Consider the following 21,856-nt stretch of genomic DNA (forward strand, 5'->3'; position numbering starts at 1 on the left):
CATTTTATTCTTCTAAAAATCCGTTTTCATCCGCGTTTTTGTGAAACGAATCCGCTTCATCCGTGTACTTTTTTAGTACGAACTTTAAAACTAAAAAGAAGCTTTTTAAAATAGGACAAAAATCAATTTACAGTGACATTTCTAACCTTTGCTTTTTTAATGAGGTTGAGAGAATCCCTGATTAACGATTTTATTTCTAACGATGGAGCTTTGCGAATTTCATGTCTGTTTTGAATTGGGCCTTCGATGTCCATTTTAGCAGCCTGTAAATGGGCTTCGAACGCTCTGAGTACCTGATTTTCGATAGTTGAATGTTTCTTGTAGTAATAGATTGCATTGTGCAAATCCTCTATGTGGCCCGTAAAATCTAAGATTGCTCTTTTGGATACCGCCCGATTGTAGTAAATAGAAAACTCTAAAGGATCAGTTTCAATGGCTTTGTCGAAATCCTCAATAGCATTATAATGGTAATCCAGTTTTTGAAGACAAGTTCCTCTTAAGGCATATACCCCCTGATCAAATCCGGAATTGATCGCACAGTTTAAATGCAGCAGGGCATCCTGAAACCGATTCGACAAATAAAACTGTCTGCCCTTTTCCAGATGAAGAGAACCATCATTAGAAACGGGTTTTGAAAGTCTTTCCGTAAACTTTTTTATTACTAAAGTGTTGAACCATTTCATGCTCTTGAGATTTTAGCCAACAGATTAAACAAGTCTTAAAAAGATTTATTAGAAATGGGGGATTAAATTTAAGTAAATTTTTGAAATATAACAACTTACGATTATTTTTATTTCGAAAAACAGAGCAAAAGGACCCTGATTACCTGATAGGTAAGAAAATTTTTCCAAAGAAATACAACAACTGAATAAGGCGATTTGTTTTGTCAAAAAGCTACTTTTTCTTTCTGCCGAGCCAAATTATTAGTCCTGTAATAGGTAATGTCGCAGCAAAAAGACATACCAAAAAAGCAATTATTTTAGTAGTTAATCCATAAACACTTCCGGTATGAATAGGATACATCAAACGTTTCAGTTTGTCACCGTTTGAATAGGATTTATAAGGTCTGTTTTCAATGTTTTCCGCCGTATACTTATCAAAATAAGCCGAGCTGGATTGATGTGGAATGATTCTTTCGAGATCTTCCTTCAGAACCGTAATGCTATTGATTGTATCCACCGGCATTCTAATTTGGATATTTCCGGTATAAGGAAAAATACTGTCGGTCTTATTGTAAATACTTTGATAAAAAGCAGTATTATTGAGCTTAGGATCTATTTTTGTAGGATTCTCTACTTTTAAAGACAATTTTTTACTGGTTGTTCCATCAGCCAGTAAATAAAGACCATTTTGAAACCAGTCGAAGGCGAAGGAAAGACCGGTTAGCGAAATAATAAGTAAAGCTAAAAAGCTGTAAAAGCCAAAAGTAGAATGAAAATCCCAATTGATTCTTTTGAAGGAACCGCTCCATTTTACCTTTAGCCGTTGTTTTAAATTTTTAATTTTTTTCGGCCACCATAACACCATACCTGTGATTAGCATCAGAACAAAGATAATACAGGAAGATCCCATAATAAGCTGACCGGCATCACCCATTAGCAATTGTCTGTGGAGTGAAAGTACTACTACAAAAAATCGACTTTCCTGAGGTGTTGTGGCGAGCACTTTTCCGGTATAAGGATCAATAGAAAAAAACTGTGCCTTTTTATCAGCATCCTTTGCCAGAATTTGGAAGGTACGCGAAGGATCATTAAAGGTATAAATTCGGGTGATTTTTTTGATGCCGTATTGTTTCTGAAGAACGTCTGTACAATAATCAATCGTTTTTTTGGTAGTTCCTACAGATGAAACCTGATAGTATTGAGGATGTAAGAATGAGTCAATTTCTTTTTCAAAAACTAAAATACTGCCGGTTAAGGCCGCAATGAAAACGATTAAACCTGAGCCAAGCCCCAGCCATAAATGTATTTGTCTGATCGTTTTTTTTATTCCTTTCTTCATTTAGTAGCTTATTTGGTTTTATTGGCACTCCGGTTCACACCGTAATAGCATCATTTTCTGTTGGAATTAAACTTGAATCCACAGAAAATGCGTCGCAAATTTATACTTATTTAGACTAAATCTTTATTTTTTAAATGAAAAAAAGAACCGTAAAACCTCAAAAATGCTCATTTATTAACTTTTGAATGGAGTAGTCTTAAACTTTGAGAAGAGAAAACTTACAGATTGATTTTGAATCGTTTTGTGACATTCGTACAATTTTTTAAGCTGCCGCAGTTGCAATATTGCTTTTTTATCAAGAAACTGATTTATTTTCTGACAAAGGCGCATGAATTATTAAATATTCTATAGAATAAATCGAAATAATACTTGTTAAACAATTATTAATCTTTATTTTTGCGCTGTTTTTATTAATTCTAAATAAGAATAAAATCACTAACCAAAAAATTAAAATCAATGAAATATCTTAGTTTAAGAACATCAAAGTTTTTATTTATTATCAGCCTCTTATTTTCAGTCTTTTCTTCTTTTGCACAACAAAATGGTGGAAAAATTAAAGGACAAATCACAACCTCTGACGGAAAATCGGCTTCGGGAGTTATTATTACACTTAAAAATTCAAAATATAAAACTATTTCAAATATTGACGGCAGCTTTAGACTGAACAAAATTGCAGAGAATATTTATACACTACAAGCTTCATTATCGGGTTACGAAACGATTGAACAGGAAGTTACGGTTGCCAACAATGAAACGACCAATGTGACTTTGCAATTGAAATTTAATGGTAAAGAAACCAGAGCTTCTGAAGACAATGGTGACCAACTCGATGAAATTATCGTTTCAGCGAGCAGAAAAGTAGAAACCTTATCAAAAACACCTTCTTCGGTAACCGTAATCAACGCTAAGGATATTGAAGACTTATCAATTGTAAGTTCAAATATTGCCAATACTGTGGCATTTGCAGTTCCGGGTTTGGGATCGGGTACAAACAATACAGGGAATTACGGTCAGACACTTCGCGGAAGAAATCCCTTAGTTTTGATTGATGGGATTCCGCAATCGACACCGTTGAAATCTGCAGGACGTGAACTGCGTTCTATAGATCCTTCGGTAATTGAACGTATCGAAGTCATTAAGGGAGCAACTGCCATTTATGGGAATGGTGCTGACGGAGGTTTGATTAATTACATTACAAAATCAGGTAAAACTCAGAAGAAATTTGCCGGATACAGTGAGGCAGGAACTAACGGAAATATAAAAGGTGACAGTACATTAGGATACCGATTCAATCAGCAGTTTTACGGAAAAATCAGTAAGTTTAACTATATGGTAGGCGGAACTTATGAAAAAACGGGTGTTTTTCGTGATGGAGGAGGGAAGGTTATTTCTCCTGAATACGGATTAGGAGAAACTAAAACGTATAATGTGTTTACCAAAGTAGGTTACGATTTAACTCCTAAGCAAAGAATTGACTTTATGTACAATTACTTCAGTTCGAATCAGGATTCGGATTTTATCCTTAAAAATGGAGTATACGGAGTAAGCCCGGCAATTGGAGTATTGGGTAACAGGCCTGGTGTAGACGAAGGAAATCGTTACAATCACAACGCTAATCTTCAATATGTAAACAGAGGGATTTTTGGAAGCACTTCACTTACAGCTAACTTGTATTTTCAGGATTTCCTGACGGCATTTTCTAACTCTACTTTTTTCTACGGAAGTGGACAATCACAAACAGCATCTACCAAAAAAGGGTTAAGAGTATATTTGAATTCTCCTTTTGTAATTTCGTCAAACTTCACGGGTGATGTGACTTACGGGTTTGATTTACTGAACGATAAAACGAATCAAAAACTGGTAGACGGACGTGTTTGGGTTCCGAACATCGATATGGTCAATCTAGCACCATATGCACAATTATCGACACAGTTGTTTGGTGACTGGAATGTAAAAGCAGGTTTACGTGCAGAAAATATTAAAATCAATATCGACGATTACAATACTCTTGCTACCGGTGCAAATGGGGCGGGAAGTATTGCTGTAAAAGGTGGTGAACTTAATTATGATGCTTTTGTTTTTAATACAGGTATTCGATATTCAAGATTTAAATTCTTCAATCCGTTTGTGAGTTTTTCTCAGGCTTTTTCTGTATTTGATTTAGGAAGGGTTTTAACCAATGCAAAACAGGATGCCATCTCTAAGTTAGAGACAGAACCAATTATTGTCAACAACTATGAAGGAGGTTTTAGCAGTCAGTTAGGGAAATTCAATTTAAGTGCTTCTTATTATTTGAGTACATCAAAATTAGGAACCAATTTGATTCAGGTAGACGGGTTTTTAGTAGCAGAACGTTTGCCGGAAAGAGTTTGGGGATATGAAGTTCAGGCTGATTACCAAATTCTTAAGGAATTGACAGTAGGGGGTAACTATGCAAATGTACAGGGAAGAGGGGATAAAGATTCTGACGGGAACTTTTACGGACCAAACGATATTTATTTGAAATCAAACCGAATTCCTCCGGTTAAAATTACAGGTTACGCAAAGTATGGCGGTAAAAGATTAAATGTTGAATTGTACTGGATGTACGTTGGTGATCGTGATGTTTTCAAACCAAATGCAAAAGGAGCTTATGCCATTGGCGAAGGACCAATTCATTCGTTCAATTTATGGAATCTGGCATCTGCTTATAAAGTGACAGATAGCATCCGTGTTAAGCTTGGAATTGAGAATATATTCAATACCGATTATTATCCAACGACTTCGCAGTTTTTCGGTACAAATGCCAATTATACAAGAGGAAACGGTACCAGATTTAATTTAGCACTGGGATATAGCTTCTAAGAGATAGCTTTTCAAATAGTATTATTTTGTTTTTTTATTTAAAAGGTTCCTGACGCGGTTTTGTCAGGAGCCTTTTTTGTTTTGGAAGGATATAAAAAAGTCACAGTTTACAGTCTCAGTAATCAGTAAACACTGAAACTAGGTAATACGACTGTAAACTGCGACTGAATACTGCGATTGCAAGCCTATAAAGCCCCTTCTAATTCCAGTGACTCCTTAAGCAAAGGATAGTTTACTTTTCCGTTTGGTGTAAGCGGAACGTCTTCTATATGCATCACTTTTAAAGAACTGGCGTGAAGATTTAGTTTGGCTTTTAGCACTTTCAGAATCAATTCTTTGTTCAGATTTTCGTCGGTGTACATTACGGCCAGATGTTTATCGTTTATTCCGATACAGATAAACGTTTGTCCGCCCAATGCATCTTTCAGCAATAATTCAGTTTCGTCAAGATTGAGACGTACTCCGAACAATTTCACGATTCGTTTGATTCGGCCTACAATATAGTAGTAACCTTCTTCGTCTTGTCTGGCCTTGTCTCCGGTGTGGAGTCTTTCCTGTTCTTCATAAAACTGAAGATCCGCTCTCACATTGGCATAACCGCCGTAGACATTGGGACCAATATAAATCAATTCCTCTGTTTCGTTATCGATCTCAAAACGTCCATTTTTAACTGGTAAACCAATAGAAGTTCCTTTTCGTAGCAGATCTTTCGGAGGCAGATAAGCCATACGACCGGAGGCTTCCGTTTGACCATACTGAGCAAAGAATTGTTTGCCGAATTTCTCACTAAAATCTGAAATTGCCTCGATTAGTTTGTGATTCAGCATTCCGCCCGTATGAGTCAGGTAACGTAAAGAAGGATGATCTTTCTTGAAGAATCCGATACTGTATAACATCTCATAGAAATACGGAACTCCACCTAAGGTAGAGTATCCGTAGTTTTTGAAATCGGCCCAGAATTCTTTTTGAAAAGCATCTTTATCCGTACAAACAATTTGACTGGCTTTGATACAATTGGTGGTAAAAATCGACAAGCCATACACAAAATTAATAGGTACATTTAAAGGCACTACATCATCTGACCGGATTGGCATATACTCCATAATCGATTTTGCATTGTGCACCAGGTTTTCATCAGAAAGCCTAACAAATTTAGGCGATCCTGTAGTCCCGGAAGTACTTAGCAAAAGTTTTATTTTGGCATGTATCGGGTAAATTAAATTTACGTTTCGTTTAAACAATACTATCGTTTCTGAGGCATTTACAGCCGTGTAGCCTTCTATTTCAGTTCGCGTAGGGTCGTAGATATAATAAGGAGTATATTTCTGTTCCAGATTTTCCTTAAAATTTTCAAGTAAACCCATTCCCAACAAAGCAATCGTAAACCTGCTCTGGTAAAAATTTAGAAGCGTTTCAATAGCCGGTAACTGATTGTCATTGTAAATAAAAACAACTGAACGGATGTTTTCGATTTCCAGTGACTGATCCATTTCTGCAATAGTTTTTGAAACTCCGGTACTGGCGTCGGTAAAAGTCAGTTTTTCATTTTTTCTGATTAAATCGTATAGTTCCATAAGTTTAGTGGTCTATTCTAATTGATTTCAAATCCGTATTTTTTAAGAATGTCTTTAATTTTTGCTACACTTCCCATCTCCAGAATGTCTTCCATTTCGATTGAGATTTTATAAGTACTTTCAAGTTCTTCTACTAATACCAAATGACTCATCGAATCCCATTCGGCTATAGCCTGATATTCCAATCCGTCGTTTACTGATTCAACTGGAATTTCAAAAGCTCTTGCAAATACTCCGTGTAATTGTTCTATTGTACTCATTGTTCTATTATTTAATATTAAATTGATATTTATTATTTGTGTTACTCTTTCACACAGATTCTGCGGATTCAGGCAGATTCCGATTTGATTTAATAATCTGTGTACATCTGCTCAATCTTTTTAAAATCTGCGTGAAACAATTTTTTTGAATTTTGATTTTATTAAACCTTTGTATGTTTCCATTTTCCTTTTCGGAAGACGACGATACAAGCCACGGCCAATATAATTTCTGAAACAAGGATGGCTGTAAAAACGCCATTGGAGCCCAGGTCAAAAGAAATTCCCAGAGCATAGGCGAGCGGAATCTGTATGACATAGAACATCAGGATGTAAAGCCAGGTCACCACTTTTACTTCACCGGCCGCATTAAGAGCTCTTGAAATCACCATCGTATAACCTAATAAGATGTAGGCTATCGAAATTAGATGAATGTACATGGTACTAAAAGAGATCACCTCGGGAATATCCGTAAAGATTTTTATGACCGGAACAGCAAGGAATATCCATGAAATTCCAATTAAAACCAGAAATCCCATGTTTAACATTCCCGCTCTCCAAACCGATTTTTCGGCACGTTCGGGCTGTTTGGCTCCCAGATTTTGTCCGGTTAAAATTCCTGCTGCGTTTCCAAGACCCCAGGCCGGCATCGTAGCGATAGAAGTGACTCTTTGTGCCAGAATGTAACCTGCAAGAGCACTTTCGCCAAAATGCGACATGATTTTGATCATGAACACCCAGCTTGATGCCGGAATGATGAATTGTACGGTACCGCCAAAAGCCAGTTTCAGGACTCTTTTGAAAATAGCAAGATTAAAGACCATTTGTGCCAGACCAATTTTTAACATGGTTTTTGCCCTTATCAGATACCAGGCCTGATACAGCACTCCAATTACTCTTGCAATTAAAGTGGCCAGTCCAACTCCCAATAAACCGTATGCCGGAACAGGCCCCCAGCCATAAATAAATACCGGACACAGTATAATGTTCAACGCATTGGAAAGCCACAGTATTCTCATGGCAGTCGAGGCGTCTCCAACACCTCGGAAGATCCCATTTACGACGATTCGAAGAATCAAAAATCCGCTGGAAGCAAACATGACGATGCCGTAAGTTCTTCCTTCCTCAACCATAGCATCCGAAAGTCCCATGGCACTCATAATATCGGTAGTCCAGATGGTGCAGACAATACTAATCAGGGCGGCAATGGGTACTGTAGCATAAATCACCTGCATGGTGGTCTGACCTGCCGCTTTGAATTTTTTCTCGCCAATTCTTCTGGAAATCATCGCTGAAGCCGCTATCCCCAAACCAATGGAAACGGAGTAACAAAAAGTGATGAAAGTAGTGGTCGCTCCCGCAATTGAAATAGCATTCGTACCCAATCGGCTAACAAAGAACAGATTGGAACATACAAATAGTGATTCCATCAGAAGCTCAACCACCATTGGAACTGACAGTAAAAGAATGGTTTTGTTAATGCTGCCCGAAGTGAAGTTTTTTTCACTTCCGGCAAGAGAACGCCTTAATAAACCAAAGAAGGAGCGTGTTTTTAAAAGGGCTTCTTTCATTAGTTTTCTTTTGCTGTTACTATTTCTTCATGGATTAACTGATGTAACGGATTCGGTACAAAACCACTTTTCTTCATGTGTGGAAATCCGGCCGTTTCTTCATAACCATTATACAAACGTCGGCTATTGAAAATAAGACGTTTGAATTCAGGTATGAACATATTATACTTGTCGAAGATTTCCTGAAGCTCAGGATGTTCTGCCTGATATTCGGTGATAATATCGTAAACACAATTCCAAAATTCCTTCTCTGTATAGTTAGCGTTTGTAATCATAACGTGACTCAGGTATCTAAAGAAGGCATCAAAAATGGCGATAAGTATCGTTAACGGTGCATTTTCCGGATTTGGAGAGGCATTAAACAGGTTATCAATAAATTCCTGTGGCAATTTTTTCTTTGCTTCTTCATTAATTAAAATATCTCCCACAAAATCCTGCAAGGCAATACGTGTTGGCACATAGTCTTTTAAAATCAGAATCACATTTTGTCCATGTGGATCGATAGATAACGAATGCTGGTAATAAATCTGAAGCACAGGCTTAAGATACGCAGTCATATAAGCTTTGAGCCATTGTTCTGTAGAAAGACCTGACTTTTCTATAAGTTCTTGTACCAGACTTTTTCCGGTGTTGTCTACATATAATAATGCCGCCATTGTCATTAAATTCTCTCCTTCTCTAAGGGAATTTATAGGACTTTCGCGCCACATAGCACCCAGATATTCATTGTACTGGTAAGGAGGATTATCAATTTTACTATAACTAGGGTGGGCATAGGTAACCGAAACGACTTCGCCTAAAAGTACAACTCCCATTTTTTGCAAGTGCTCGTCTTTTTTAAGAACATTTTTCAGATACTCAGTCAAACGTGGCGCTATCAATAATTGTTTAGGAGACAAACCTCTGACATGACTGGTGTTTAAAATAGACATTGATGTTTTTACATAATGTTTATGAGGTGCACTTTCGTTGAAAAAAGTACGGATGCTTTGTTGAGGACTGTAAATGTCTTCGGTTAATTCTAATGGGATAAGATGTTTGGAAGCAATATCATTAGAAAATTGCATCACGAGTTTATTTTGCCATTGCCATACATGCACCGGAATAAAAACATAATCATACGGATCTACATTTAATGTCGCTAACTTGCTTCTAAAGGCATCCAGTTTTTCTTTTCCAATTTCATTTTCATAAAAATCCTGATCGTCCACATCGGTCTGTAAACGCAGATTAGCTCTGTTTTTATGAGCAGCAATCCAAATTAAACGTGTTCTTTGATCAGACTCGGGATTGTATTTCGTATAATCTTCCGAGTCAAAACCAATACGCCCCTTGTTTACAATTACCCACGGGTGGCCATCGAGACTGTGTTCGATCGTTTGAAAATCAGCATCGGCCAGTTCCGCGGCAGGCACACGACGGTTTGACTGAATGTAAGCATCAGCGTATAAGGTATGCAGTAACTCTTCGATATAATGGGCCAGGGTAAAAGAGTTGATACCAAAAGTTTCCTGAAGTTCGATAAAGAAATTAGGGACATCGATATGCTCTAATTTTACTTCATGCTCCACTTTACAAAGGCTGTCTTTAACGATATGCCAATAGTTAAGAAATCTCGGATAAGCCGAAAAAGTATAGTAAATACTCGTTGTGTCGGTTTCTAATCTGAAATGAGTAAGACCATCCTCATCTTTAGTAGTTATTTGTGGGTTTGCGACGTCTTCACGCATCAATTCCGAAATACTTTTGGCGAGTAAGTTTCGATTGACCTGATTCCAAATATCGGCGTTGAGGTGCTGAGCGTCTTTAAAGGTATTTTCTGGGGTTATCATCTTAGTTGATTTTTAGTATGATCTAATGGTTGACTGTAATTATTTTTTGTGACTAATGTGCCGCAAAAATGTTTTTTGCCACTGATTTTGCAGATTCATACAGATTTGATACACAATTATTATAGTAATCTGTGTGAATCTTCTAATCTGTGGCTATTTTTAGCATCATGTTAGTAGTCATGGATAGTTCTATTATTTTTTAACACATAGAAACATAGGTTCTATGTGTTAAGTGTTTTTTAATTACATCAAATGGGTTAGATCTAATGGTTTACTTGCTCGTTTACTAATTCCAAAACATTCGCTGATGAAAATTCAGGAGTTGCTCTTTGTACTCCGAATTGTTGAAAAGCAATGCGTTTTTCAACCTTATACACTTCACGATTAGCGATTTGGTTAATGATGTACGAATTTCGATAAGCACCCATTCCCAAATCCGGAGTCGAAAGTCCATGCGTATGTAATTCAGCATTCTGAACAAAAATATCTGTACCGTTTTTGTCAATAGTATAATTGCGATGTACTTTGAATAAGCCATTTTCCAGTCGGCCAATTTTGTCCTGAATTCCTGAAAGAATAGCGGGCTCTTTGTATTTGTAACCTGTTGCCAGAATCACATAATCGGTTTGATCCTCGAAAGGCTGCTCCAATTCTGTCTGTACAAAATCAAGTAAATGCGAACCATCCGTATCTTCTTTTACCGAAGTCAGACGCATGTTCGAACGCAATTCTACATTTAGTGGAGTGTCTTCTAAGCTCATCTCGTACAAGCTGTCGAAAATCTCGTTAATCAATTCGTGATCAATCCCTTTGTATAGCCCATGCTGACTGTCTAAAAGCTGTTTTCTTTTTTGTGCCGAAAGACTGTGAAAATGATCTACATATTCCGGAGAAGTCAACTCCAAAGTCAGCTTAGATTTATTGTCAAGCGGGAAGAAGTGTGACGAGCGGGTGAACCATTTCAATTGTAATCCGTCTTCCGTATCCGGTAAAAGATCACGGAATACCTCGGCAGCACTTTGTCCTGAACCAATGATTGTTACCGACGCATTTTTCTGAATCTGAGGTTTGAAATACAAATATTGAGAAGCATGAATCACATTTGGAAGAGCTTCGGTGTCAATAAAATCAGGAACATGAGGCGAAGTTCCCGTACCTAAAACTATTTTATGCGTATAATAAACAGTCGTAACACACGTCTGAGTATGGATCACCGTAACTTTGTACACATCATCAACAGGGTCAATTGAAATCACCTTGTGTGAAAATTTAAGGTTGCTTAACTGAGCAGCCGCCCATTTGCAATATTCATTGTACTCTCTTCTGTAGATAAAGAAATTTTCACGGATGTAAAATTTATAAGCACGTCCGCTTTGTTTGATGTAATTTAAGAAGCTGTATTTATTCGTAGGATCGGCCATTGTAACCAAATCGGCTAAAAACGGAACCTGTAAAGTGGCATTGTTTAACATTAAACCCGGGTGCCAGTCAAAGCCTTCCGCCTGATCAAAAAACAGTGCTGATAAATCTTCAATGGGTTCGATAAGTGCGGCAAGTCCAAGGTTGAAAGGACCAATTCCAATTCCGATTACCGAATATATTTTTTCTGTATTCATTGTGGTTATTTTGTGAATTAAACTTGTGGAGCTGAAACGATATTTTTTTGAAACTCTTCGGCAGCCGGGAATTTAGCCCAGTACCATTCTCTGTAACAAAAGTTCAGATTGGCTTTTTTATGAGGCATTTCGATTACTTTTTGAATTTTAAATCCAACGTGAGCTTTGTTCATCATCGAAGCGATAGAATCTACAGAACCTTCACCTACCATTTTGCCTACTTTTGATTCGCTCAATACAAAATCCATCATAGATTGTGTTGCCGGTGAACCGTATTTTAGTTTCGGATCTGTTGGCGCGATAAACTGATGTGTTCCATAATCAGACGGAAGTACGTCATAGTATTCTCCCACAATGTCACGGCTCGCCCAATACACTTCGATATTAAATGTAGGAACACCATTAGCCTCTCCAATGTAACTGTGAGAATGACCTCCCGGAAGTAAGGTGCGGTAAAACACCTCCAAATCGCGAATAGGCCAGTTCATCTGCCAGATTTTCAAAGCATGTTCGCGGTGAAACCACTCGTGAAGCATCTCCAAATCTTTGTCGACATCTACCGGACGCAGAGTAATCGTTACATTTTCTTTCTCAAAATAACGGCTGAAAACAGTAGTGTTTGCTTGTGGCTGAATTAATTTTTTAGAGAAAAAGTGTCTGTTTAAAGGATTTGGGAAAGTTTTGTACACTGCCGGATTGGTTCTTGGTGCACTGGCCTCATCCATATTGTTTAAACTGGTTAGTAAATTTCCTTTTACGATTAATTTGACACTTTCAGTGAAATGTGAAACTAAGCCGGTTACATCTGATTCTCCCTCTTTTTTGATCGCTTCGTAAATCAGGTTAAGCAGTGTATCTTCGTCAGCAAGTTTGTTTTTACCCAAAGCACTCACAATTCCAAGCAAGTGATTGATTAAGAAATAATACCCCCAGAAATCAATAATTCTTTTTTCGGCAATAAAAGAACGGCTGTCTTTACCAAATTCCGGAATCAAACGTTCCAGTTCTTCTACTTGTCCCTGACGGAAAAAGTATCCCTGATTGTCTCTGAAATAGAATTTTGAAGGGAAAAGATTTTCATCGAATTCGACCATTACATTCTGTTGGTGAAATTCTGAACCAAATCCGTATTTGTTAAAGATGCCAATTAACGGCGTAAGGCTAATATTCAGGTATTGTTTGAACCAGGCAATAGCAGTGTCTGCTACGGTCAAATCCTGTCTTTTGGCCGATTCTTCAATCAGAGTTACGATTCTTGGGAGTTCAGTCAAAATGTTATCCTGTGTCAAAGAAGCTACCAGTGTCACATTTTTATTAGCGTTGGCTCCATGAAAAGGATTTTGACGAATGCTGGTACTGAAACCGTCAATAATTTTATCTTCATAAACCACTGTAATGAACGCAGGATCAGTAATAAGCTGAATTTGTGGGTAATCTTTTTGAATGCCTTTTCCCCAATCCGTTTTCATCAGCTGCGCGGCATCATAACCACGGTTAAGTTCGTGTAGATAATTGACACGGAAGGAATTAGTGATTTTTACATGCAGAGAGAATTTATACATCCATTCGCTGTCGGCATTGTAAACGGTACGAACAGATGAAGTCGCCGCATAAGAAGGTCCAAATTGCCCCAAACTGAAAAGAAGCTGTTTAGACTGCATTTCTTTAACCTCTTTTTGCTCCAACAAATAAGTCGCTTCCCAAGGGTGAACCGGTACTATTTTGTATTGCGAGTAGAAATCCAGTAATTCTTTTGCATTTTTATCAGCAAATTGCGAAACCTCTTTTCTTAGATAGTCGGTAATCAAATAGTCTTCGGCACTTTTTTCGGCTACATTTTCCGGATGGATCAGGAAATAGTGGAGTGGGAATTGTCCTTGGGTTTCAGGAGAATATTGAATCAATTCGTCTTTTGTAAATCCCTCTCTGCTTTTTGGCAACGGATGCACGGTATGTCCAAGGATCAAAGATTGTTCAGAAGCTATAAAGGACTGTTCCGGATTGTTGGCTGTACGATCACTGTTTTTGTAATGTTCCAGATAAAGTGCCAGATTCTCGATGCTGTTTTGCATGCGTTTTTGCGTAGGAACAGGATCAATATCAGGGTTTTCTGTTTTAGAATAAGCCGCAACAAGTTCCGTAAATTCGATCGGATTTATTTCTCGGAATGCATCTGTTGCAATAGTGCGTGACACTACGGGAAATCCGAAAGCATGTACGCCACTTTCAGAAAAATAAATCAAAGGAGCAAAAACTTCCTGACCAATAGCAGTGAAATCAAATTTAAGAAAAGAGCTATGATCGATAGTTTTCATAAATTCGGCCAAAGCAGGGTCGTATTTCGGAACACCTTCGTATTGGATCCAATTGCTAAATTCTCTGCAATAGCAATTGAGCAGGGATTTGTAGTTTACTTGTTCTGCCAGTTGGTAAAAATTAGTTGAGTCTGTGGTATTCATCTCCGTTTTGTTTTATGAGGTTAAGAATGTTTTTAATATCATTTAGGGTGGTAAGAGGATTTAAAATGGTGAATTTCAGGTAGAATTCCCCATTTACTTTGGTGCTGGCAACCAGTACTTCTCCGCCATAGAAAAGCTTCTCTTTGATGTATTTGTTGACGTCACAAGAGTTTGATTCAACGGGTCCGTCCAGATAGCGGAACAATAAAATACCAATATCAGAGTGGCATAACAGTTCAAAATTCGGATCGGCTTCAATGTAGGCAGCAGTTTGTTGAGTGATTTCAATTAAGGCTTCAGTAAATTGTCCAAGCTTTTTCTTGCCCATATAACGAAGCGTAAACCAAAGTTTCAAAGCATCAAAACGGCGTGTGGTCTGAACAATCGATTTATTAACCTGAGCCGGAAGCACATCGTAATTTTGTTCTTTTGGATTCAAATAATCCGCGTGATGCTTGATAATGTTGAGCTGAAGTTTGTCTTTTACAATAAAAGCACTGCTGCTCACTGGCTGGAAGAACGATTTGTGGTAATCGATGGTTACAGAATCGGCAAGTTCGATACCGTTTAATAAATGCCTTTGTTTTTCTGTCAGTAATAATCCACATCCATAAGCTGCATCTACGTGAAGCCATAAATTATAGCGGTTGGCAATATCAGCAATGGTTTTTAGAGGATCAACATTACCGAAATCGGTCGTACCTGCTGTTGCGGTAATAGCAATTGGAATGTTTCCTCTTCTAATTTCGTCCGCAATCGCTTTTTCCAGTTTTTCAGGATCCATACGGTATCTTTGATCTACTCCGACGTTTACGATTGCCTGTTCTCCAAGACCTAAAACCCAGGTAGTTTTATGATTGCTGAAATGCGCCTTGTCCGAAACAAAAATTCTGTATTTGTGTGCATCCGGAGGAAGACCTTCCAATTTGATATTCCATTTCTGATACTGCAAAGCATAGTAATCTCTCGCCAATAGCAGCCCCATTAAATTACTTTGAGAGCCTCCCGCTGTAAAAACACCATCGCCCTGAGTATAGCCAATCTGCTCGCTTGTCCAGTCAATCAGTTTTCTTTCGATAAAAGTTCCACCGGCGCTTTGGTCGTAAGTATCTTGTGAGGAGTTGATGGCACTGATCAGAATTTCTGCTGCTAGTGCAGGAATAACAACGGGACAGTTTAGGTGGGCAATATATTCCGGAAGGTGGAAGGCAGTAGCATGGTTAACATATAGCTCGTCTACTTCGTTCAGCAGACTTTCGTAATCGGGTAGTGGAGTGTCAAAATCTATCTCTTCAACTTTGGCCCTGATTTCTTCAGGTTTGATTCCGCTGAAAGGTTTTTTGTTATTTTTTAGGAAATTCGAAACGCGTTCCTGTGCTAATTTCATGGCCTGAGCGTATTCTGTTCCGGAGTTTTGATGGAAAATGTCTTTATAAAAATCCTGGTCCTGCTGGACTCCTTTTTCGGTGACTTCTGTACGGATCAATGTGGTATTCATAAAATAGTTGTTTTAAGGGGTTAAAGTTATTTTTCAGTCGAGGTAGACGACTTTTTTAGATAAAGGGGTTCTCTTTTTTTTGGAAGGTTTTAAGGCTTCGGGATAATATCCCAGATAAAGAAGCCCTAGTGATTTTTCATTTTCTGAGAGACCAAATTTTGCCACATAATCTATAGCTACTCCTTTGGTACTCCAGTAACTGCCCATTTTATGAGCATGGCAGGTAAGCGCAATATTTTGTACAGCTGAAGAGACTGCAGCAATTTCTTCCCATTCGGGCAGGTCAATTTTGGTGTTTTTCACCAGGACTACTCCAATCATGCAGGCTGCATTGAGCGGATAATTTTCGAGATAAGAAAGCTTGTCTTTTTGATCTTCGGGAGATAATTCAGTATAAAAATCTTTGTAATAGTGAGCCATATATTCACCATACTTCTTCAAATATTTGCCCCTAAAAACGATAAACCTCCAGGGTTCTGTCATTTTGTGAGTAGGAGCCCAGGTGGCATTCGTCAAAATTTCTTCAAGCAATTGATCCGGTAATTCTCCCTTGATAAACTGATTGGCATAGACGCTTCTCCTGTTACGGATGTTCTTCGAAATTTTGTTTAATTTATAAGAAGAGTCTGATAGCTTGATTTTGCTGGGGTTGTTCTTAATTTTCATTTATTTTGGAAATTTTTCTAAGAAAATTCTTTTTTATTTTGGCCAAATAAAAATAAATTTGTAAGTAATTCTTATTTAGAATGAATAAGAATAGTTCGAAACAAAAGTATAAATTAATCTGACAGAAAAAAAAGTTTTTTTTAAAATTTATACGAATGAACGTACACTTGTCTTTAAGTCTTTTGGATTTTTATTATTTAATATGTTGATTTTAAGTAATTTATGTTTTAGTGTTTAAAGTCTTTTTACAGCTATTATTAAATTGTAAAAAAGAAGTTACGTGTAATTTTTACAGATAAAAAGAGAGGTGAAAACACTTGTTTTATTTTGGATTCTTACAAGAAGTTAAGTGAGGAGAGCAAACCAGCAGGGAAGTAGCATTTAGCCTGGTTTTAGGAACTTTTCAGCAAATTTTAATGGAAGTATTCTCGTCCATTTTGAAATAGAAAAGGGTTATGAATTTTTAGAATTTTGAAGCTTTTTTTGAGTTGAAATAATTTAGGATGGAGCATCTTAATTTTAAATTGAGAATAGTTGTTTTGAATTAACTTTTAAATAAGATGAAATTCTTTAAATTTTAGTTTTTAATGTGATAATTGTAATTTTTGTTGCTATAAATAAGTAAAGTCATAAAAGTTAGTAGCTTCTTGTTGTAAGTGTAAAATTATTTTGCGACATCGTTTAAATTTGTGAGGTGCGAAAAATCATTATATATCTCTTTATCTTTTTAATTGTATCCAATATTGGGTTCTTTCAGCAGTTTTATAAATTGCCGATATTGCTGGAGCATTTTAAGGAACATCAACAAAGACATGATATCAGTTTTTTTGATTTTTTAGAAATGCATTATTGGGGAGAAGATTTAAAAGACAACGATTCTGATCGTGATATGCAGCTTCCGTTTAAGAACATATCCGGACCTTACGTACAGCTGGTGTTTGTTCCGCAGGACAAACCCGTATTTTACATTCCTTTTACCGTTGGATTTTCACCATCGGGTACGACTCCTTATACCTCAGATTTGTATTCAAATCCTTCCTTGTTTTCGGTATTTCGACCTCCTGTAGCCTAATTTGATTTTATAGAATTTTTATTGTGGTTAAGACATTTTTGATGTTTTAGCCCTGGCATTACTATATTCAAATAAATTAAATTATGCTTAATAAGATCATACAGTTCTCCGTTAAAAATAAACTGGTAATTGGGATCTTCACGTTGCTATGGATTATCTATGGCGTGTTTGAAGTAACCCGTTTACCTATTGATGCGGTTCCTGACATCACCAACAATCAGGTACAAATTATTACAACAGCCCCGTCTTTGGGGGCAGAAGATGTAGAGCGTTTAATTACATTTCCAATCGAACAGGCGATTAGTAATATACCACAGCTGAAAGAAAGCCGCAGTATTTCGCGCTTTGGACTTTCGTTGGTTACGATTGTTTTTGCAGACGATACAGATGTGTACTGGGCACGTCAGCAGGTGGCAGAACGATTGCAAAAAGTAGAAATTGCAGAGAACGCGAGTATTCCTGAAATGGCACCCGCAACTACAGGTTTGGGCGAGATTTACCAGTATGTTTTGAAACCGCAACCCGGATATGAAACGAAGTATTCTTTGGAAGACCTGCGTACTATTCAGGACTGGACGATAAGAAGACAGCTTCTGGGAACTCCCGGAATTGCCGATGTCGCTACTTTTGGAGGCAAACTAAAACAATATGAGGTTGCCGTTAATCCGTCGCGACTTAAAGCGCAGAACCTGACTATTAAAGAAGTTTTTACGGCCCTGAACAGTAATAACGAAAATACGGGTGGGGCTTATATTGAAAAAGGGCCAACGGTACTTTACATCCGAAGCGTTGGACTGACCCGCAATATAAAAGACATTCAGAATATTATTGTCAAAAACACACAGGCCGGAACTCCAATTCTGATTAAAGATATTGCAGAGGTAAAAATGTCTTCTGCGATACGCTACGGAGCATTAACGACAGATGATATTGGCGAGTCGGTTGGTGGAATTGTGATGATGCTTAAAGGAGAGAACGCCAATAATGTGATCGTAAAGGTTAAAAAACGGGTTGCTGAAATTGAGAAGATTTTGCCAAAAGGTTTAAAAATAGAACCTTTTTTAGATCGGACTAAGATGGTAGATAATGCGATTGGCACGGTAGAGAAGAACCTTATTGAAGGAGCACTGATCGTGGTACTGGTGCTGGTACTTTTCCTAGGGAATTTAAGAGCAGGTTTTATTGTAGCCTCGGTAATTCCTTTGGCCATGCTGTTTGCCATTATCATGATGAATACGTTTGGTGTGAGTGGGAATTTAATGAGTCTGGGTGCGCTTGATTTTGGTTTGATAGTCGATGGTGCCGTAATTATTGTCGAAGCCATTTTGCATCATATTCATTCCTCCAAAAAATACAAAGAAATCGATTCTATTTCACAAGAAGAGATGGACAAGGAAGTCACGGGATCAGCAGGACGCATGATGAATGCTGCGGTATTTGGACAAATTATTATTCTGATTGTATACCTTCCGATATTATCACTGGAAGGCATCGAAGGAAAGATGTTCAAGCCAATGGCACAAACAGTGGCCTTTGCCATTTTAGGAGCCTTTATACTGTCGCTTACCTATGTTCCTATGGTAAGCGCTTTGTTCATTAGCAAAAAAATAAATCATAAACCGAATTTATCGGATCGAATAATGACAAATCTGGAGTCTTACTATGAAAGAGTTTTGTCACGAGCATTACAAGTTAGAAAAGGGATTGTGATTTCAGCTTTCGTTTTGTTTGGTATCGCCTTGTTGCTTTTTAGCCGAATGGGCGGTGAGTTTATCCCACAACTGGAAGAAGGCGATTTTGCCGTAGAAACTCGATTATTGTTGGGAACAAATTTGTCGACAACCACAGCTACCATTGAGAAAATTTCGACAGCATTAAAAAATTCCTATCCGGAAGTAGAAAAAGTCGTTTCGAGAATCGGGAGTGCCGAGATTCCAACAGATCCTATGCCTATAGAAGGAGGTGATATGATTATTGTCCTGAAGGATAAATCAGAATGGACCAGTGCTTCTTCGTTTCCTGAATTAGCAGATCAAATGACCCAAACCGTTAAAGAGGTTGCACCGGGAGTTACGACTGGTTTTCAGTTTCCGGTTCAGATGCGTTTTAACGAATTAATGACAGGAGCAAAGCAGGATTTGGTTTGTAAAATTTATGGCGAAGATTTGAATAAACTGGCTCAATATGCCGAGCAGTTAGGCACGATTAGCACTACTGTAGAAGGTGCTACGGATCTTTATGTGGAGAAAGTTACCGGAATGCCACAAATTGTTATTGACTATGATTGGGCAGAAATGGCGAAGTACGGTATTTATGTTTCAGACATCAATCAAACCGTAAATGCCGCATTTGCAGGAGCTGTAGCAGGCAGTATTTATGAAGGAGAAAAAAAGTTTGATATGGTGGTACGCGTGGAAGCTAATGGACGGAAAGATATTGAGGATGTTCGAAATTTACTGATTGCAACCCGTTCCGGAATGCAGATTCCGTTGTATCAGGTTGCTTCGGTAAAAGAAGTGGAAGGCCCGAACCAGATTCAGCGCGAAGATGCCAAAAGGAGAATTATTGTTGGTTTTAATGTAAGAGGACGGGATGTTGAATCTATTGTAGAGGAATTGCAGAAAAAAGTAAACAGTCAGATCAAATTTGCTCCCGGATATTACATTACCTATGGAGGGACTTTTGAAAATCTGCAACAGGCCAAATCGCGTCTTGGAATTGCGGTCCCGGCAGCTTTGTTTATGATTTTGGCGCTGTTGTATTTTGCTTTTCGATCTTTTAAAGAAGGCATTATCATTTTTACTGCCATTCCGTTATCGGCAATTGGCGGTGTTTTTGGACTGGCGTTGCGAGATATGCCGTTTAGTATTTCGGCCGGTGTTGGTTTTATTGCCTTGTTTGGCGTAGCTGTTTTAAATGGAATTGTTTTAATCTCCGAGTTCAATCGGATACAAAAACAAGGTGAAATTACCGATCCGCTTCAAATTATCATTACCGGAACCAAAAACAGGTTGCGTCCTGTATTGATGACAGCTGCTGTTGCTTCTTTAGGATTTTTACCGATGGCTTTGAGCAATGGCGCAGGAGCGGAGGTACAGCGTCCGCTGGCCACGGTCGTTATTGGCGGACTGATTACGGCTACTTTGCTTACGCTCTTTGTACTTCCTGCGATTTATTTAATGACGTATCATACCAAAGTTTTTTCTAAGAAAAATAAAAAACATAAGATGGATAAACTGACTTTACTAGTGCTGGCTTTGTTTCTTACGGCTTCGGTTCAGGCACAAGATGCATCTATTTCGCTTGAAGAATCTTTATCAATAGCGATGCAGCACAACAGAAGAATTAAATCTTCTCAATTGAATGAGAGATCAAAAGAACAATTAGAAAAATCGGCTTTTGATATTCCTAAAACAGCTTTTACTGCCGATTATGGTCAGTTTAATAGCGCTGTAAACGACACCCGTTTTGGTATTAGTCAGACTTTTGCTTTTCCAACAGTATATACGAATCAGAAAAAAGTATTGATAGAACATCACAATGCCGCAAAAGCAGAATCGCAGCTAACAGTGCAACAGGTTAAGTCGAATGTGAGGAACTTATTTTATTATTACATCTGGCTCAACAGTAAAAAGGAATTGCTGACTTATGCCGATTCGATTTACAGATTAATGGAACAGAAATCAGAGCTGCGCTATAAAACAGGAGAAGCTAATGTTTTGGAAAAAACAGCTTCTCAATCTGCACGGCAGTTTTATATGAACCAGCTTGCAATGGTGAATAAAGATATCGCCATCACGCTTAAAACGTTTAATACGGTTCTTCAGGACAGTATGGTTCATGTACCCGCTTCAGAGACTGTAAAAAATGATTTTATGGTTTCATTACATCAAAATAAAGATACTGCAGAGCTTCCTCAGGTACAACTTTCAATGTACGAAGCAGAAGCGGCAAAATGGAGATGGAGAACGGAACAGTCCAAAATACTACCTGATATTACCATTGGCTATAATAATTTAAGCATTATTGGAACACAAACAAGCACTGTAGGTCAGGAAGTTTATTACAATGGTAGTCAGAGATTTAATTACGTCAATTTTGGGTTGTCAGTCCCTCTTTTTTTGGGCAGTCAGTCCGCGCGTAATAAAGCTGCCAAAGTAGATTATGAAGCATATAAAATGCAAGCAGAAACTACAAAGATTGAATTGAAGACAGAGATTGTCAATGCGGTAAATGAAATCGAAAAATACAAAGAAAGCCTTTCCTATTATGAAAATGAAGGATTAAAAAATGCGACAATAATTATCGATACAGCCAACAGTCAATTGGAAAATGGAGATATCGATTACCTGCAATGGGTTTTAGTGGTCAATCAGGCGATCACCATAAAAAATGAATATTTAGACCGAATTAATGATTACAACAAAGCTGTAATTAATTGGCAAACCCTTAATAATTTATAAAAT

At 37.8% G+C, this 21,856-nt stretch carries 13 protein-coding genes; 3 read left to right on the forward strand and 10 right to left on the reverse strand.

Annotated elements, in window-relative coordinates; genetic code table 11:
* Window positions 1-122: 122 nt before the first annotated feature.
* Both BHE19_RS18605 and BHE19_RS18610 read right to left on the reverse strand, forming a co-directional pair.
* Window positions 123-683, reverse strand: coding sequence for a tetratricopeptide repeat protein (locus tag BHE19_RS18605; RefSeq protein WP_070908329.1), 561 nt, complete (start codon window positions 681-683; stop codon window positions 123-125).
* Window positions 684-894: 211 nt separating this feature from the next.
* Complete coding sequence (locus BHE19_RS18610; RefSeq protein WP_070908330.1) at window positions 895-2,001, reverse strand: PepSY-associated TM helix domain-containing protein; 1,107 nt, start codon at window positions 1,999-2,001, stop codon at window positions 895-897.
* A 456-nt stretch (window positions 2,002-2,457) separates the two neighbouring features.
* Here BHE19_RS18610 and BHE19_RS18615 point away from each other — a divergent pair, with 456 nt between their 5' ends.
* A complete protein-coding gene (locus BHE19_RS18615; RefSeq protein ID WP_070908331.1) occupies window positions 2,458-4,845 on the forward strand; it encodes a TonB-dependent receptor in 2,388 nt (795 codons plus the stop codon).
* Window positions 4,846-5,030: 185 nt separating this feature from the next.
* Here the strand turns inward: BHE19_RS18615 and BHE19_RS18620 are convergent, their stop codons facing one another.
* From BHE19_RS18620 to BHE19_RS18655, 8 genes are all read right to left on the reverse strand, one after another.
* Window positions 5,031-6,419: an AMP-binding protein gene (locus BHE19_RS18620; RefSeq protein WP_017495692.1), complete on the reverse strand. Its 1,389-nt coding sequence runs from the start codon at window positions 6,417-6,419 to the stop codon at window positions 5,031-5,033.
* 17 nt (window positions 6,420-6,436) lie between these two features.
* On the reverse strand, window positions 6,437-6,679 hold the full coding sequence (locus BHE19_RS18625; protein WP_017495693.1) for an acyl carrier protein: 243 nt from the start codon (window positions 6,677-6,679) through the stop codon (window positions 6,437-6,439).
* Window positions 6,680-6,840: 161 nt separating this feature from the next.
* Complete coding sequence (locus BHE19_RS18630) at window positions 6,841-8,247, reverse strand: MATE family efflux transporter (RefSeq protein ID WP_070908332.1); 1,407 nt, start codon at window positions 8,245-8,247, stop codon at window positions 6,841-6,843.
* Window positions 8,247-10,079 (reverse strand): IucA/IucC family protein, encoded by a 1,833-nt coding sequence (locus BHE19_RS18635; protein WP_070908333.1) that lies wholly within the window; start codon window positions 10,077-10,079, stop codon window positions 8,247-8,249. The genes BHE19_RS18630 and BHE19_RS18635 overlap by 1 nt, the downstream gene beginning before the upstream one ends.
* A gap of 263 nt (window positions 10,080-10,342) precedes the next feature.
* Entirely contained in the window at window positions 10,343-11,695 is a 1,353-nt protein-coding gene (locus tag BHE19_RS18640; protein ID WP_070908334.1) for a lysine N(6)-hydroxylase/L-ornithine N(5)-oxygenase family protein, read from the reverse strand.
* 17 nt (window positions 11,696-11,712) lie between these two features.
* Window positions 11,713-14,154, reverse strand: coding sequence for a GNAT family N-acetyltransferase (locus BHE19_RS18645; RefSeq protein ID WP_070908335.1), 2,442 nt, complete (start codon window positions 14,152-14,154; stop codon window positions 11,713-11,715).
* On the reverse strand, window positions 14,132-15,652 hold the full coding sequence (locus tag BHE19_RS18650; protein ID WP_070908336.1) for a pyridoxal phosphate-dependent decarboxylase family protein: 1,521 nt from the start codon (window positions 15,650-15,652) through the stop codon (window positions 14,132-14,134). Before BHE19_RS18650 ends, BHE19_RS18645 begins: the two co-directional genes overlap by 23 nt.
* Before the next feature lie 33 nt (window positions 15,653-15,685).
* Window positions 15,686-16,318: a nitroreductase family protein gene (locus tag BHE19_RS18655; protein WP_070908337.1), complete on the reverse strand. Its 633-nt coding sequence runs from the start codon at window positions 16,316-16,318 to the stop codon at window positions 15,686-15,688.
* 694 nt (window positions 16,319-17,012) lie between these two features.
* Here BHE19_RS18655 and BHE19_RS18660 point away from each other — a divergent pair.
* Together BHE19_RS18660 and BHE19_RS18665 are read left to right on the forward strand one after the other, a co-directional pair.
* A complete protein-coding gene (locus tag BHE19_RS18660; protein WP_070908338.1) occupies window positions 17,013-17,390 on the forward strand; it encodes a hypothetical protein in 378 nt (125 codons plus the stop codon).
* A gap of 83 nt (window positions 17,391-17,473) precedes the next feature.
* Window positions 17,474-21,853 (forward strand): CusA/CzcA family heavy metal efflux RND transporter, encoded by a 4,380-nt coding sequence (locus BHE19_RS18665; protein WP_070908339.1) that lies wholly within the window; start codon window positions 17,474-17,476, stop codon window positions 21,851-21,853.
* Window positions 21,854-21,856: the final 3 nt, after the last annotated feature.

The organism is Flavobacterium tructae (assembly GCF_001853485.1).
In the GTDB taxonomy this organism is placed as follows: Bacteria; Bacteroidota; Bacteroidia; order Flavobacteriales; family Flavobacteriaceae; genus Flavobacterium; species Flavobacterium tructae.